This window comes from Cytobacillus sp. FSL R5-0569, assembly GCF_038007265.1.
In the GTDB taxonomy this organism is placed as follows: Bacteria; Bacillota; Bacilli; order Bacillales; family Cytobacillaceae; genus Cytobacillus; species Cytobacillus kochii.
Genome location: NZ_JBBOWW010000001.1, coordinates 703,280 through 717,271 on the forward strand (window position 1 = coordinate 703,280; position 13,992 = coordinate 717,271).

Genomic DNA, 13,992 nt, shown 5'->3' on the forward strand with positions numbered 1-13,992 from the left:
CAAGGAGAAACAAAGGTTCTTTTAGATGAAAAAAAACAGAAACTAAAATTTCAGAGTCGAACGGAACAGGAGAAATGAATGAGGAGATTATTCTATCAATTAGAGAAGAGGAATTATTGAATTTACCATTTTATGACATAAGAAAAGGACAATACCACTGATTGTCCTACATTGAGTATTAAAAATCTAATTACCTACATATGGATGGATATGCACTAGCATACTTTCCTTTAACCATTTTCCTTGCTTATGATTATCCATTGTAATAACAACCCAACAAGTATCCCAGGTATAACACTTATCATTGGTAGCCATATAGGTGCTATATGTAAATCAAACAAAGTTATCTTCGTAGAAAAAATGGTTCCTACGGTCATAAAATACCCTGAAAACAAAAACAGGAAAGATGAATACGGCTTTCCGCCACCGCCTGCATCTTTATAGGCATCCCATATTGCAAAGAAATATAAACAAGGAAAAAATAAAATCCACTTGTGGTTAGTTAGTTGAATTGCCCTTTCAACATTACCTTGTAAGCTAGATAGGATAATTAGATTTAGGTTCCCTTTTACAATAATTAAAACAATTAAAGGTATGATTACAATGCCTTTAAGGTATTTACCATTTAATATTTGCCCAAAACCAGGAAATATAATGCTCCAAAGTAATACTTCGATTGTTTTCACGCCATTTATTTGTTTCCACTTTTCTTTATTATATTTGTCCGATTTATTGCTGTTGGTACTTCTTCCATCCATCCATTTTTTATCATGATATTTGCGCCATCATTAGCATATTTTACAATTTCAGCTGAGAGCCGATTGTAATTCAACACTAGATCGCTTCTTTGACTAACTGATGCGGCAACTCCATAATTACCTATACCACCTGCTACCAGCATATTAAAATGAAACATCATTAGCTTATCTGAAAAAACTGGAACTGTAGATTCTAACGTAGCAGCATCCCATGTCATTGGTACTTGAAGATCACTTTCAATTAAACAATCACCAAAAACTTTTATGTGTTTTTTAGCTATTTCTTTTCCTCTATTCATATAGTCTCTTACTTTTTGTGATTCTGCTGTTTGCCCGAAACCTATAGAAAGCATTACACCAATAACATTCGTTTGAATATTCGAGAATAATTGGGAAATTTCTATTACGTTCAGTGGTCTTTTCTTCCCAATAAACGAAATACCGTCAAAATAGTTTTTATCTTCAACAAAATTGACTTTATTAGGAATAGGTATATGTGGTGGCCGAATTAATAATCCTTTATTGAGTAAGCTATCAATGACTTGATCATAAAGTTTGGAGGTCTCCTCATGACAAGAACTAAAGAAAGTACGTATATCTTTTCTAGTTGACATAGCTTTCATCAAACTGTACTGCGCCATTCCTGCTTTACCAAGGTTTTGTAAATAACTTAGAAAGAAGATATCATCAAATAAACGAGGTGCTTGTAGGTTAACATCTTGTTCTGTAAACCCAACGGGGATTGGGATTTCTTCTTCGGTGAATATACCTTTTATATTGTCCAAACTTTGAAGAGATATATCATAGGCTATTTGAATATACGGTTCTATATCTGGATCTTGAACTTGCACTAGAAAGTAATTTAAAACATGTTCTGCCATACTATTTTGTAAGTAAGTTGCCCAGAGAGAACCAATTTCTGATGAGGTTAAGGGTATATAATTTGTTTTACTCAATATGATATCCTCCCAAAAGTAACAAATTTAAACATAGTATTTGATCGATAAAAAAAACTATTAATGGTAAATAATGAGATAAATAACACCACTAACTGAAAAGTTTCCCATCAATGTTTATAATGCCGTACTAGGAAATAGATGAGTTTTTTATACAAAAGTGGGAAGACAAGAAAGACAGAGAGAACCTACTCGAGAAATATAAAGCCAAGCAGTTCATCGAGATTATAAGAGATGCTACACCAATTACAAAGTTTAATTTATTCTTTAAACTAGTCGAGAAGATGACGGTTTATAAAGTGAAGAAAAAAGTAATAGTGACCTTGTTAGAAGGAATAGAGTAGAGTGTCAAGAAATATAAGAATATGTTTGCCGGTTGGGGTTAATTATCTTGACCGGCTTTTTAATTTTTATTTCGAAAACAATTCATAAGTATCCTTTAATACGGAGTAGAAGTATATTGCGTAGCAGTATCACCTGACTTGGTGACTATGTAAAAGCATGTAGTGAAAGTCGATGGTTATAGAATATCTGTGATCCCTCGGCGGCTTATTCAGCAGTTACGCCTTAACCAACAATTGGTTGGTTATCATCGCTTAGCTATATGAAGGCAAAGCATATGATATCATAGACCTATACTTAAATTTAGATTTAGGTTGTTCTAACTTAAAAGGTGAGTGCGGAAAACCTAAGACTCTTAAAATTGCATTTAAAATAGTTAAGCCGTTGTCTATTCAATTCAAATGATTCGATTTAGAAGAGGCATTTAAGTTTAGACGTGGAATTATTTATGATATAGATTAAGGATTGATTAATGAAGCAAGTGCCATCACCTGTTTTAATTATCATACATACAAATACTTTGTACCAACGATCAATTTGATAGATTGAAGAGTTAAGTAAATTGAATTCTATAACTATAAATTAAAAAATAGAGGAGTGAGACATCAATATGCAATATGATGCAAAGAATTCGGAAGAATATCTAGAATTGCTTGAAGACGATTGGAGAAAAGAGAAATTGCTTGCGGTTAGACAAATGATTTTTGCTTATGCACCTGAATTTGATGAGGTGATTCGCTATAAGATGTTGAATTATGGTAAAGATGATACCTATGTGTTTGCATTAAATGCGCAAAAACATTATGTCAGTCTCTATGTGGGTACAATAGATAAGGTAGAAAATGCAGAGACCCTATTAACTGGTTATAATTATGGAAAAGGCTGCATTCGTATCAAAAAAACGATAAAGATGGAAGAAACGGGATTGGAACAATTTATTCATAAAACCGTTGATATGTGGCGCGCCGGTGAAAATACGGATTGTTAAGCTTGAGAGATAAGAAGGTCACAATCCCCTTGTGATCATATATGTAGATGTCTGACCGTGTTAAACATAAATGCCAAAAAAACGCTTCAGAATTCCTCTGAAGTGAATTTAATGTAATCATATGTGGAGGAAAGCGATGACTTATGAAGAAATTATGCAAAAGCTTGAGAAATTAGGCAGTGACCAAACAAAGAGAATCTTCTTGAACCACGGAGTAAAGGAACCTTATTTTGGTGTGAAGATTGGAGATTTAAAAAAGCTTGTTAAGTATGTAAAGAAGGATCAGAAGTTAGCATTACAACTATATCATTCTGGAAATCATGATGCGATGTATTTGGCAGGTCTATCCGTGCATCCAAAATTAATGGCAAAAGAGGACTTACAAGACTGGGCTAAGAAAGCTTATTGGTATATGGTCGCTGAATATACCGTTGCGCAGGTAGCAGCTGAAAGTGAGTATGCCCTTGAATTGGCTAATGAATGGATGAGCTCAGAGCAAGAGATGATCGCAGTTGTTGGGTGGAGCACATATGCGAATTATTTATCAATTACTCCTGATGAGGAGCTAGACATAGGTGAAATTAGGACATTGTTGTACAGAGTGAAAGATTCTGTACATGAGGAACGCAATCGAGTTCGTTATGTTATGAATTCCTTTGTTATTTCCGTCGGCTCCTATGTACCTGAATTAACGGAAGAAGCGAAACAGGTAGCTGATTTTATTGGGAAAGTACATGTGGATGTAGGAAATACTGCTTGTAAGGTACCGCTCGCAAAAGACTATATAAAAAAAGTAGAAGAGAAAGATCGAATTGGAATCAAGCGTAAGACATGTATTTGTTAATATAATAAAGATGGTCCTGCTCATTACCCATGTGTGTTTGAGGTCAAAAAATAAGTGGGAAATTATCATTGAAAAGTTTGACATTCCTCCACAACTGGGTACTTTCTTGCAGCAAGAAATTCGCTCCTTTTTATAAATGGAAAATATTTAATTGAATATAAGCAGATTTTATGAAAGTCCGAAAAGAAACCATTTGGAAATGAATGTGATCAATTTTATGATAACAATGAGAAAGGGTATTAAAAATGAAGGAGGAAAAGGTCATGAATGTTTCATTCCATATTGAAATTCAAAATCTTTATCAAAAACTAATAGATGCTTGGAACAATCGTGATGCCCAGGGAATGGCTGTACTCTTTGAAGAACAGGGAGTCCAAATTGGTTTTGATGGAAGTAAGGTAATAGGACAAGAAGAGATTTTATCGCACCTTACACCCATATTTGAAGGTCATCCTACTGCTCCTTTTGTTACTAAAGTTAAAGATACACGACTCTTAGGTACTGATGTAGCAATTTTACACGCTATTGCAGGTATGATTTCACCTGAAACATCAGAGATTAATCCATCAGTAAATGCTCATCAAACGCTAGTTGCCGTGAAGAAAGATCATGAATGGCAAATTGAACTGTTTCAAAATACCCCGGCTCAGTTTCATGGCAGACCAGAGTTAGTGGAGGAAATGACAGAAGAGTTAAGGCAATTACTTCATAACTGAAGTCGTAGCCTTGTTCAGCAAAAGGGCGCTTTCTGCAACAATGGAGGCGCCTATTTTCATTTAAGTGAGAAATAACAACTACAATACATTAGGTGATTAGGATAAAAATATGGTGGTAAACCGCATAATAAAATGCGCATTTAACCAGAAGCGATGGTAGTGGTTAATTATAGGTTAAAAAGGTCAATTGTTAGAAGTAGTGGATAATCAATTAAATCAGAAGAGAATATTTCATCACCTTATTCAAGAACAGAAAATCGGTAGAAATGATTCTTGTCCATGTGGTAGTGGGGGAAAATATATATAGTTGTTGCAGAAGAACAGCATCGATGTAATGTTTCTGTTATTAGGATTATAAACGGTATATTTGAATGTACTTGTAAAGGTTTAAAAAAGCATAGATTAGAATCTCTATTTCCCTATTTTTCTCTCATTAAATTTTGTTAAATATAATATTTTTTAAATTCATAAATCTAAAACAAATAAGTTCAACCAGTAATTTCTGGCTGAACTTATTATATAGCCCCCTATAGTTGAATAATACATCTATTTATACTCTGTTAGGTTTTTTTTCATAAGTGTGGCAACTTGTATATTGTCATGTTGAGAAGTATTTTCTAGATGTTTTATAATTAATTTTTGGCGTTCAATAGGATGGTTTTGACTTAATTTTGCTTTTGCCTCAATTCTCGTAATTTTTAGTTTGAACGCTACAATTCCCTTACTCATTCCCTTTATAAAACTAGATTCAACATTATTTAAATTATAAATGCTATCCGGGGATTCGTATTTGTTTACTAAATCATTTAAAGAAGAGTATATTTCCTTATAATCTTCGACAATTTCCACCTTTCCAGATATATGAATTGATACATAATTCCAAGTGGGTACTGCTTTCGTTGTTTCGTACCAAGTAGGAGAAATATAACAGTGAGGACCTTGAAAAACCGCAAGTATTTGCTGGTCATCAATATCTTTCCATTGTTCATTCGCACGTGCAAAATGACCATATAAAGTATCTCTAGATTCATTTAACATAAGTGGAAGGTGTGTAGCAAATGGTTCTCCATTATGTTGAGAAAAAAACGTTGCAAACCCATTTTTTTCGATAAAATCATAAATTACTTCTTCATCTTCAATTTTAAAATATTTAGGGATATACATACTTATCCACCTTTCAAGAAGTTTATTTGATTGTTTTTGTCATTATAAGATCGATTTGCTCTTCATCTCCCATATAAAACGAGTGAGATCCATTCTGGACAAAACCTAATTTGTGATAAAAATTAATGGCATTTTCGTTCTTTTCCCATACCCCTAACCAAATTTTCCTTTTATTGGATGTTTCAGCAATATCTATTGCTTTATTTAATAGTATTGTTCCCAGCCCAAGCTTTTGAAATTTTTTCCTGATATAGATTCTTTCAATCTCAAGTGCTTCCTTTCCCATAGCTTCGGTTTGTGCATCATTCTCATTCACTTTTAAATAACCAGCTTTTTCATCATTCAAATATATAAAATAGTACTGAGATGAAGGGTTAAGCAATTCTTTTTCTAATTGCTTGAAATTAAATGCACTTTCCAAGTAGATTTTCATATTTATAGGTGAATTTTGATCTTTAAACGTATCATTAAAAGTTTCATATCCGATTTCTTGTAGTTTTTGCAAATCAACCAAATTACATTTTCTGATATTTATTTTCATTACATTTTGTCTCCCTAAAAAATTTAATAGTTCCGTTTGTTCCCTTTCTTCACAAACTCCCAATCTTTTTCTACATTTTTTCTAACTCTCTGAAGAATGTTAAAAATAGTCTCTACTTCTTTCTTCGAAAGTCCCTCTAAAGCTATTTGATTGGAATAGTTATTTTCCTTTTTAATAACTGGAAACACTTGTTTTCCTTTTTTTGTCGGATAAAGTTTTTTTATTTTTTTGTTATGGGCATCATCCTTTTTTTCAATAAATCCGTTTATTTCAAGCTTTTTTATAGCACGAGCTGCTGTTGTTCGATCTACTTTTATCATTTCTGCTAACTTCTCTTGTATGATTCCTGGATTTTCACAGATTCGCACTAGATAGAGATATTGTCCTTTTGTAAGTTCATATTCTTTAAATTCTATATTACTAATTGAATCTAATGCTCTTGCAATCATTCCGATTTCCCTGAGGATTTCCAATGCAATCATTCCTTTTTTATTGTACAAATATTATTTAAATTCTACCCCATAAATGTTGCAATTACAACATTTTTATTTTTGGAGCTATAATCCTTCAGAAAAACATCACAATGGACAAATCCACCGGCCAACTGTAATGGAATAGTGATTCCCCTTCTTATTAGCTGTTTCAAATTTGTAGTTACTTTCGGAAGATTGTATAATTAAAACAATACTGGTTTTTTGAAAACAACAGGAATTGGTGAGAAAAAACAATTGATTCCTAGTGATTTTTGCTTTATTCTAATAAATATAGGCTTTCTAGGGTTCCGCTTTATTAAAAGGACTGGTCCGAGAGAAAGCGCAAAGCTTAAAAGCTTTGTTCACGGAGGGATAAAAGCCCGGGAGATATCACAAATATTTGTGGTATTTCCCGGGCTTTTTTTGTATTCTTATGCTTCCTTCTAGGAACAATATAAAAAATATTTGAAAGAGGTGTTTTTATTCATGTGGTTATTAGTAGTAATTGCTGCAATCTTTGAAATTGGGTGGGCAACCGGATTAAAATATGCAAATGATCCTTTGACATGGTCACTAACTATTATAGGTATTGTTGTTAGCTTTAGCTTATTAATTGTATCATCAATCAAATTACCTACTAGTACTGTCTATGCTGTATTTGTTGGACTAGGTACTGTTGGTACAGTATTTGTAGATGTAATATTTTTCGGGACATCGTTAAATTTAGGTGCAATCCTGTTTGTTGCACTTTTATTAATAGGTGTAATTGGATTAAAAATGGTCACTGGAGAAAAGAAAGAAGTAAAGGGGGCTGTTAAGTAATGAGTTGGGTTATTCTTATACTCGCAGGTATCCTTGAAGTAATAGGTGTTAATGGTATACAAAAATATACTAAAGGTAATACAGTAAGTGGAATTATTTTTATTGTATTTGGATTTAGCATTAGTCTTTTTTTATTAGGAATTGCGATGGAAAGTATCCCTTTAGGAGTTGCATATGCAGTTTGGACTGGAATGGGTACAGTTGGTAGTGCAGTTGTTGGAATGGCTTTTTATAATGATTCAAAAGATATTAAAAGAATAGTCTTTTTAGCCTTAATTATTATAGCTGTTGTGGGTTTGAGGGTTGTAACTATTTGAAAATTTTATCAAAATATTTCATATTTTCTATCAAATCTACAATTATCGCTTTCAAAAAATAGATTTAGACAAGGTTTTTTGCACTATATATTGCATTTAAGAAGTCCAAAGTTAGAACAATAGGGCAAGAGGAAGAGATAAATAATAATTTGTTGGAAATTTCCAGACATATAAAAGTAAATACAACACCTAACTAAGTCCCTTAAACGAAAATTGGGAAGGGGGTGAATATTATGCACCACAAAGCACCATTAGTTGAAATTTTGGGGTTAACCTTTAACTTGTCAAATATTTTAATGATTACTGTGTCTAGTGCTATCGTATTCTTAATTGCTGTAATTTCCACACGCCGTCTGGCGATGAAACCTACAGGAATGCAGAATTTTTTTGAATGGATTATGGATTTTGTTAAAAACATAATTAAAAGTAACATGGCATGGAAGGATGGAGGGAGATTCCATGTATTAGGGATTACCCTTCTCATGTATGTGTTCGTTTCAAACATGCTAGGTCTCCCATTCGCAATAGTATATGGAGATACCTTATGGTGGAAATCACCAACAGCTGATCCGGTAATTACATTGACTTTGGCAGCAATGGTGGTTGGTCTATCGCATTACTATGGAATAAGGGTGAAAGGGTTAAAAGGATATTTTAAGGACTTTTCCAAACCAATGTGGTTTTTGTTCCCTTTAAAAATTATTGAGGAATTTGCCAACACATTGACGTTAGGTCTTCGTCTTTACGGTAACCTTTATGCGAAAGAGATTCTACTCTCGCTATTGGTTGGTTCACTTGCAACTGGAGTTGTGGGCACCCTTGTCGCGGTTCTACCAACATTAGTATGGCTTGGGTTCTCAGTATTCCTCGGTAGTATCCAAGCATTTATTTTCTGTATGTTAACAATGGTTTATATGTCTCATAAAGTAAGTCGAGACCATTAAAATATACCTGTTTATAAACAAAACCTTATTGTTTTTTATTTAAGAGGACTACTACATTATAGTAGACTTCCCTTAAATTAGGGGAAGTCTGTTTTTTTAGCCAATAAATTTAATATATCCCAATTATGATGGGCAGGATGCAAGTTTACATATCTGGGAATCTATAGTAAAGGGACTTTTTTTAATAGTTATTGCAAAGGGAAAAATAGTAATCTTAGTTTCTTAGAGAACTAGTTTTCAGACTAAACAATAATTAAGGAGGATAAAATTTTGAAAAATCCTAATGATATTATTTTAAAGGGTGTAACAAAAATAGCAGTTGTTATTCTATTTACCTTTGCCATTAGCCTCTTTTTTTCAGGACATCATAATACTGGAGGTGGCTTTATAGCAGGGCTTACAATTGCTTCTGCTATAACACTTTTATTTTTAACACACGATTTAGATAGAGTAAGAGCATATTTCCCCTTTGATTTTAAGGTGATAATGGCAGTAGGTGTATTAATTACTATCTTAATGGGTATTATCACAATTTTATTGGATAGGCCGTTCTTATTCCAAACTTTTAATTACTTTGAACTTCCTATTTTCGGTAAAACAGAGCTATCTACAGTGACCATATTTGAAATTGGAGTAGTGTTAACAGTGGTGGGTACTGCCATGGTAATTATCCAGTCGATAAGCGAGGATATATGATATGGAATAAGTTGGATAAAGTTGCGTATAAGTAATTGAAGTAAGCGCTTTTTAATTACTTGTTCTTTTGATTTGATTTTAAAAAAGTGGTGAAAGTAGGTGTGTTATGACCTATAAAAAACTAAAAAAAGTAGCTCTAACCCATTTTGCTCTTCATGGTTACGAAGGTGTGTCTTTATCTTTAATTGCAAATGAGGCTGGTATAAAAAAACCGTCCATATATACTCATTTTAAAGTAAAAAGGATCTTTTTATTTGTACCTTTAAAGATGCTGTGGAATCTGAAGTATTATTTGTAAAGAAATTCATTTCTAAAAATTCAACTAACCCATTTTTCCCTCCGGTACATCTTAAAAAAATTATAAAAAAAGAATCTGATAAATATGTTACTGAAGTTGAATATATTTTCAAATCTCTCTTTTATCAACAATCTGAAGTACTAAAGTCAAATATTAATTCAACTACAGCCACATTAGCATTTCTTACATTATTATATGGACTACTTGCACAACAATTATATGGTGAGTCAGAACGTCTCGATGAGAAAAAAATATCTGAATCTTTGCATGTTTTTTGACAAGGTATAAGCACAAATAGAGAATAAAAAACAATGACCTTTGGAATTTTCAACAATATAAATTTTGACTAATTTAGTCGCCACAAAGAGACTTCACCTGAAACAGGCTTTGGCTCTGGAATGGTATCGAGAGGTGAAGTTCTATTAATTATTGCTGCAACTGGATTAAGCAGCGGACTACTTGTGCAAGAATATTACACAACAATTATTATTTCAATTATTTTAACTACATTAATTGCTCCTCCATTACTAAAAATCTTCTTCCAACTTGATTCACGAAAAAAGCTAAAAGCAAGTAATTTAAATGAGGATGGGACATAACTAGCGTCAAATAATTAAAAAGAGAATTTGAGTGCACTCAAATTCTCCTTTTTCTATTCTTTAGTTCGTTTAGTAATAAGATTCCATTTTTTAAAAAAGTAGGATTAGCTGTCGCTTAAAATAGTTTATAAAAGCATGGATTTTCCGTTCAAACTGTCCATGCTTTTGCAATCTATCTTATTTAAGTTGATTAATGCTACTTGTCTTCACGTAGTAAGTAGTTGTTCCCGTCTTGGTCTTTAAAAGAGAACATTGTACCAAAAGGAAGTCTTTGCATTTCATCTACTTCTACTCCATTTTGGTTCATTTTTTCGTAAGCTGATTCTATATCAGTTGTGCTGAAAAGGATAGAAGGGTGAGAAACAGCTGAAGGGTTTTGTTGTTCCATAGCTGACTTGGAGTAAAGAACAAGTGTTGTAAATTCGTCTTCACTTGGACCGACTTCTATCCAAGACATGTTTGGTCCCATAGCTTGTTCAAATTTTAAGACAAAACCAACTTTGTTTATCCAGAAGTCTTTCGCTAGTTCTTGGTCTTTTACATAAACAGTTACCTTACCAATTTTGTTAATCATAGAAAACTCCTTTTTTATTTATTACTTTAATCCTAGTAATTTTATCATTTAATTTTAGCAATACCAATTTTTTCCATTTCCTTTTATGCTGTTCCAATTCATTTGATAGGAAAAAGGATGTTGTATTAGGATTTAAATATCACATATTGTCTCCATGATTGTCTTTAGCTAGAAGGTATTACTGATGGAAAATAGAAATATTATGTAATCTATTAAAAGGGGGAGACACGATGAAACTAGGAGCATTTTCTATTAGTTTAAATGTAAAAGATATTCATCGATCAAAAGCATTTTACGAGGATTTAGGATTCAAAACGCTAGGAGGGGACATTAATCAGAATTGGCTTATATTGAAGAATGAACAAACGGTCATAGGTCTCTTTCAAGGAATGTTTGAAAAAAATGCCCTTACATTTAATCCAGGGTGGGATGATAACGCTGAAAATCTAGAAGATTTTACAGATGTTCGAGAACTCCAAAAAGAATTGAAAGAAAAAGGAGTAAAATTAATACAAGAAGCCGATGAATCAACAGAAGGACCGGCATTTATTACTCTGGAAGATCCAGACGGCAATCCAATCTTAATTGATCAACATCGATAAGGAACTCATCTGAAAAAAATCACACCGAAAAATAGAAAGAAAAGGTGCGATGAAAAAATACCTTTTCTTTCTGGTGAGATTAGTCTATTTCGCATTTGCATCTGGTTGATGAATACCGAAAATATTTCCTTCTGTATCCTTATAGTACCCCTGCCAAGCCATGCCAGGGAGAGCATATTTGGGCAATGCTACTACACCACCATTATTAAGTATTTTTCCTTCAATCTCATGGTAATTTTCTACTCCTATTGTACATGCATAACCATTTAATGGTTGATTTGATTCAGGAGGAGGACTTTGACGTTGCATTAAAGCACCGTTAATTCCAGGCTCATCCTCACCACCAGTCACTGCCCCAAAATAAGGCATACCAGCAAATTCGCTCCAATCTTCAAATGTCCAGCCAAATACCTCGCCATAAAACTTTCTAGCGCGGTCCATGTCATCTACATGAATTTCGAAATGTACTAATCTACTCATGTTTACCTCCTAATTTTTCTTAAAAAAATGAATCCCTCATGTATGTAATTTCTACTAATTTGTAGGGCGCTCCTTCTCAATATGGAATTTAATTTATCTTTTATACATTAATGCCAAGCACTAGGAAGGTACCTTTTATTAAAGAGAGTCTCTTGCTACACTGCAGAGGATTATTGTGCAGCAAAAAACTTCAATGCTTAGGTGATAGAATATAAAGGAGGGAAAACAATGAATCATTCGTCTTTTGTTATAAGAAAAGCGGTTCTTGAGGATGCCATGGGCTTATGAAATTGTTATCTCAAATCTGGATTCGGAAGAAGTTACATTTGTTGAAGAATTAATATGAAAGAGTGGTTTATTGACCATGCTTCAAATTATAAACATTCGTTTGCTAAATCCAAGGATACAAGAAGCAGTGAACGATGCTCTTACATCCAGGTTACTATACCAATGTTAAGGCGATAAATCGGTATGAATAATCCTTTTGCAGCCTTTTTACAATTGTTTCTCCGTGTATTTCTTGTATATCCTTCTGATATAGGTGTTTCTTCTTTCTGAAAAACAAACGATGCTATTGTATGGTATCGAGTAGAGGGTGGTTTTTAAGTTGTTAGGTTCATATCCTTTAATAAAATGAAAAAGCAGTAAATAAGAATCGCCATATTAGATAGCGCAAGAGTGTAAACATCTAAATTAAAAATCAGTTCTCCGAGGTGTATTATTCATCTCCGCCTTATAATTCTCAATTGATAAGGCAGTACAAATCCATAAACAATAAAATAAAACAAAATAGAGAAAAAATTAAACCATCCTTTTTCTATCATGTAACCAAAGTATTCTATTCCAATTTCGATACCAAATGAAATGAGGGTGAAGAATATGACTAAACTCCATTTGTTTTTCTTATTTGAAAAATTTAAGAAGATACAAGCTAATGATGAAGGGATGAAGGTAAAAGAGAGAATATCTCCGAGTCCTAGCTTTTTAGGGGAACCTAAATCAACTAAGTCGAAAACGCGTAAAATAAATGCATCCATGATCCATGTTGCAAACCCAACAATACAAAAAATGATATATAATTCTGTTCGATTTATTCTCTTTTTGGGCATGAGGTTAAGGATAAATAATAGCGCGACAACAACGATGATTGGAAACCATAATCCTTTTGCTCCAAGGTCTAGGTTACTAAGTGCAGTAGAAAGCATGGTATCTCCTCCGAAAATTACTAAAACTTAGTATGTGTATTAAAGGATGGAAAATACATACATTCTAGATACAGTATGTTGGAAATAAAGGAAACCGATGATGACAATATGTGTGAATGGAGAGCGGAGAAATGGAACTCATGTTAGGATCAGGAATTCTTCTTAGCTACATGTATGCAGTATATTTTCTATTTAATCAGTTACCAAAGGTCATTGCCAGAAGAAATACTGATTTTGTGAGGCAAATTCTGTCTTCTTGGATCATTGTCGTTATTTCTTCCTTCATACTTGCTCAAATGACCAAGGGGCGTCTAGCAGTGTCCATCCTATTCGATGGTATTTATTACTTTTCTATAGTCATTACTTTAGGCTTGTTTTTTTTGTTTGTTATCATAAGGAACGTTAACCTCTTACTCTATAAGAAAATAATCAATAAAATCCAAGTAAAAATGAAACAATAGTTCCATTTAGAGTAAGCGGAACTTAAAAGAAGCGAACTTTTTTGCAATTAGTAACGGATTACGACTGCCGTCCAATATATAAAGCTCATAAAGACAAAAACACTTATAAAGGTGAAAACGGCAGAAGGTAATTTTTTATACGTAAATATAAGGAACCAGCCAACGATTATATGGATTAGTAAAAAGATGAGTATCATAGCATTCGACTTCCT

General features: G+C 33.0%; 20 protein-coding genes, 1 pseudogene and 1 riboswitch. Of the genes and pseudogenes, 13 read left to right on the plus strand and 8 right to left on the minus strand.

All coding sequences use genetic code 11. The annotated features are described in order from the left end of the window. Positions 1-230 precede the first annotated feature (230 nt). Positions 231-758 carry a hypothetical protein gene (locus MKX78_RS03700; protein ID WP_341049832.1) on the minus strand — a complete coding sequence of 176 codons (528 nt, stop codon included), beginning with the start codon at positions 756-758 and terminating at the stop codon, positions 231-233. Continuing rightward, positions 692-1,714 (minus strand): DUF3231 family protein, encoded by a 1,023-nt coding sequence (locus MKX78_RS03705; RefSeq protein ID WP_341049835.1) that lies wholly within the window; start codon positions 1,712-1,714, stop codon positions 692-694. The genes MKX78_RS03700 and MKX78_RS03705 overlap by 67 nt, the downstream gene beginning before the upstream one ends. Before the next feature lie 952 nt (positions 1,715-2,666). Between MKX78_RS03705 and MKX78_RS03710 the strand changes: the two genes are divergently transcribed. The 4 genes from MKX78_RS03710 (at position 2,667) to MKX78_RS24485 (ending at position 4,911) form a co-directional block, all read left to right on the plus strand. Then, entirely contained in the window at positions 2,667-3,044 is a 378-nt protein-coding gene (locus MKX78_RS03710; RefSeq protein WP_307315090.1) for an iron chaperone, read from the plus strand. Between the two features lie 136 nt (positions 3,045-3,180). Further along, positions 3,181-3,888 (plus strand): DNA alkylation repair protein, encoded by a 708-nt coding sequence (locus MKX78_RS03715; RefSeq protein WP_307315087.1) that lies wholly within the window; start codon positions 3,181-3,183, stop codon positions 3,886-3,888. Between the two features lie 263 nt (positions 3,889-4,151). Further along, the gene (locus tag MKX78_RS03720; RefSeq protein ID WP_307315085.1) at positions 4,152-4,604 is read left to right on the plus strand and encodes an SgcJ/EcaC family oxidoreductase; all 453 of its coding nucleotides are present in this window, start codon (positions 4,152-4,154) and stop codon (positions 4,602-4,604) included. 199 nt (positions 4,605-4,803) lie between these two features. Beyond that, positions 4,804-4,911 (plus strand): SEC-C metal-binding domain-containing protein, encoded by a 108-nt coding sequence (locus MKX78_RS24485; protein WP_370873330.1) that lies wholly within the window; start codon positions 4,804-4,806, stop codon positions 4,909-4,911. Between the two features lie 239 nt (positions 4,912-5,150). Here the strand turns inward: MKX78_RS24485 and MKX78_RS03725 are convergent, their stop codons facing one another. The 3 genes from MKX78_RS03725 to MKX78_RS03735 are packed head-to-tail and all read right to left on the minus strand — an operon-like array spanning position 5,151 to position 6,791. Further along, on the minus strand, positions 5,151-5,768 hold the full coding sequence (locus MKX78_RS03725; RefSeq protein WP_307315083.1) for an FMN-binding negative transcriptional regulator: 618 nt from the start codon (positions 5,766-5,768) through the stop codon (positions 5,151-5,153). 22 nt (positions 5,769-5,790) lie between these two features. Continuing rightward, complete coding sequence (locus MKX78_RS03730) at positions 5,791-6,309, minus strand: GNAT family N-acetyltransferase (protein ID WP_307315079.1); 519 nt, start codon at positions 6,307-6,309, stop codon at positions 5,791-5,793. A gap of 23 nt (positions 6,310-6,332) precedes the next feature. Further along, positions 6,333-6,791 carry a MarR family winged helix-turn-helix transcriptional regulator gene (locus tag MKX78_RS03735; RefSeq protein ID WP_307315393.1) on the minus strand — a complete coding sequence of 153 codons (459 nt, stop codon included), beginning with the start codon at positions 6,789-6,791 and terminating at the stop codon, positions 6,333-6,335. A gap of 280 nt (positions 6,792-7,071) precedes the next feature. After that, positions 7,072-7,171: riboswitch (guanidine-I (ykkC/yxkD leader) on the plus strand. 97 nt (positions 7,172-7,268) lie between these two features. On the opposite strand from MKX78_RS03735, the gene MKX78_RS03740 reads away from it, so the two are divergent. From MKX78_RS03740 to MKX78_RS03770, 7 genes and pseudogenes are all read left to right on the plus strand, one after another. Beyond that, positions 7,269-7,604 (plus strand): DMT family transporter, encoded by a 336-nt coding sequence (locus MKX78_RS03740; protein ID WP_307315077.1) that lies wholly within the window; start codon positions 7,269-7,271, stop codon positions 7,602-7,604. Then, positions 7,604-7,921 carry a DMT family transporter gene (locus MKX78_RS03745; RefSeq protein ID WP_307315075.1) on the plus strand — a complete coding sequence of 106 codons (318 nt, stop codon included), beginning with the start codon at positions 7,604-7,606 and terminating at the stop codon, positions 7,919-7,921. Before MKX78_RS03740 ends, MKX78_RS03745 begins: the two co-directional genes overlap by 1 nt. Positions 7,922-8,154: 233 nt before the next feature. Continuing rightward, on the plus strand, positions 8,155-8,865 hold the full coding sequence (atpB, locus tag MKX78_RS03750) for a F0F1 ATP synthase subunit A (protein ID WP_307315072.1): 711 nt from the start codon (positions 8,155-8,157) through the stop codon (positions 8,863-8,865). Between the two features lie 270 nt (positions 8,866-9,135). After that, positions 9,136-9,561, plus strand: a complete 426-nt coding sequence (locus tag MKX78_RS03755; RefSeq protein WP_307315069.1) for an MnhB domain-containing protein — start codon at positions 9,136-9,138, stop codon at positions 9,559-9,561. A 106-nt stretch (positions 9,562-9,667) separates the two neighbouring features. Next, a complete protein-coding gene (locus MKX78_RS03760; RefSeq protein WP_370873323.1) occupies positions 9,668-9,859 on the plus strand; it encodes a TetR/AcrR family transcriptional regulator in 192 nt (63 codons plus the stop codon). Continuing rightward, positions 9,835-10,137: a hypothetical protein gene (locus tag MKX78_RS03765; RefSeq protein ID WP_307315405.1), complete on the plus strand. Its 303-nt coding sequence runs from the start codon at positions 9,835-9,837 to the stop codon at positions 10,135-10,137. Before MKX78_RS03760 ends, MKX78_RS03765 begins: the two co-directional genes overlap by 25 nt. Positions 10,138-10,245: 108 nt before the next feature. Beyond that, positions 10,246-10,458: pseudogene (locus MKX78_RS03770) on the plus strand (cation:proton antiporter domain-containing protein); the annotation flags it as partial. Positions 10,459-10,654: 196 nt separating this feature from the next. On the opposite strand, the gene MKX78_RS03775 reads toward MKX78_RS03770, so the two are convergent. Beyond that, positions 10,655-11,032 (minus strand): VOC family protein, encoded by a 378-nt coding sequence (locus tag MKX78_RS03775; protein WP_307315068.1) that lies wholly within the window; start codon positions 11,030-11,032, stop codon positions 10,655-10,657. A 230-nt stretch (positions 11,033-11,262) separates the two neighbouring features. Here MKX78_RS03775 and MKX78_RS03780 point away from each other — a divergent pair, with 230 nt between their 5' ends. Next, positions 11,263-11,634 (plus strand): VOC family protein, encoded by a 372-nt coding sequence (locus tag MKX78_RS03780; RefSeq protein WP_307315066.1) that lies wholly within the window; start codon positions 11,263-11,265, stop codon positions 11,632-11,634. Positions 11,635-11,718: 84 nt separating this feature from the next. Here MKX78_RS03780 and MKX78_RS03785 read toward each other — a convergent pair whose 3' ends face one another. Both MKX78_RS03785 and MKX78_RS03790 read right to left on the minus strand, forming a co-directional pair. After that, entirely contained in the window at positions 11,719-12,114 is a 396-nt protein-coding gene (locus MKX78_RS03785; RefSeq protein ID WP_307315064.1) for a VOC family protein, read from the minus strand. A 722-nt stretch (positions 12,115-12,836) separates the two neighbouring features. Next, on the minus strand, positions 12,837-13,319 hold the full coding sequence (locus tag MKX78_RS03790; protein ID WP_307315062.1) for a hypothetical protein: 483 nt from the start codon (positions 13,317-13,319) through the stop codon (positions 12,837-12,839). 131 nt (positions 13,320-13,450) lie between these two features. Between MKX78_RS03790 and MKX78_RS03795 the strand changes: the two genes are divergently transcribed. Continuing rightward, on the plus strand, positions 13,451-13,780 hold the full coding sequence (locus MKX78_RS03795; protein ID WP_307315060.1) for a hypothetical protein: 330 nt from the start codon (positions 13,451-13,453) through the stop codon (positions 13,778-13,780). The last annotated feature ends 212 nt before the right edge of the window (positions 13,781-13,992 follow it).

Coding starts and splice junctions, on each gene's coding strand:
- MKX78_RS03700 (WP_341049832.1), bottom strand. CDS start 758: ATGGATGGAAGAAGTACCAACAGCAATAAATCGGACAAATATAATAAA.
- MKX78_RS03710 (WP_307315090.1), top strand. CDS start 2,667: ATGCAATATGATGCAAAGAATTCGGAAGAATATCTAGAATTGCTTGAA.
- MKX78_RS03715 (WP_307315087.1), top strand. CDS start 3,181: ATGACTTATGAAGAAATTATGCAAAAGCTTGAGAAATTAGGCAGTGAC.
- MKX78_RS03720 (WP_307315085.1), top strand. CDS start 4,152: ATGAATGTTTCATTCCATATTGAAATTCAAAATCTTTATCAAAAACTA.
- MKX78_RS03725 (WP_307315083.1), bottom strand. CDS start 5,768: ATGTATATCCCTAAATATTTTAAAATTGAAGATGAAGAAGTAATTTAT.
- MKX78_RS03730 (WP_307315079.1), bottom strand. CDS start 6,309: ATGAAAATAAATATCAGAAAATGTAATTTGGTTGATTTGCAAAAACTA.
- MKX78_RS03735 (WP_307315393.1), bottom strand. CDS start 6,791: ATGATTGCATTGGAAATCCTCAGGGAAATCGGAATGATTGCAAGAGCA.
- MKX78_RS03740 (WP_307315077.1), top strand. CDS start 7,269: ATGTGGTTATTAGTAGTAATTGCTGCAATCTTTGAAATTGGGTGGGCA.
- MKX78_RS03745 (WP_307315075.1), top strand. CDS start 7,604: ATGAGTTGGGTTATTCTTATACTCGCAGGTATCCTTGAAGTAATAGGT.
- atpB (WP_307315072.1), top strand. CDS start 8,155: ATGCACCACAAAGCACCATTAGTTGAAATTTTGGGGTTAACCTTTAAC.
- MKX78_RS03760 (WP_370873323.1), top strand. CDS start 9,668: ATGACCTATAAAAAACTAAAAAAAGTAGCTCTAACCCATTTTGCTCTT.
- MKX78_RS03775 (WP_307315068.1), bottom strand. CDS start 11,032: ATGATTAACAAAATTGGTAAGGTAACTGTTTATGTAAAAGACCAAGAA.
- MKX78_RS03780 (WP_307315066.1), top strand. CDS start 11,263: ATGAAACTAGGAGCATTTTCTATTAGTTTAAATGTAAAAGATATTCAT.
- MKX78_RS03785 (WP_307315064.1), bottom strand. CDS start 12,114: ATGAGTAGATTAGTACATTTCGAAATTCATGTAGATGACATGGACCGC.
- MKX78_RS03790 (WP_307315062.1), bottom strand. CDS start 13,319: ATGCTTTCTACTGCACTTAGTAACCTAGACCTTGGAGCAAAAGGATTA.
- MKX78_RS03795 (WP_307315060.1), top strand. CDS start 13,451: ATGGAACTCATGTTAGGATCAGGAATTCTTCTTAGCTACATGTATGCA.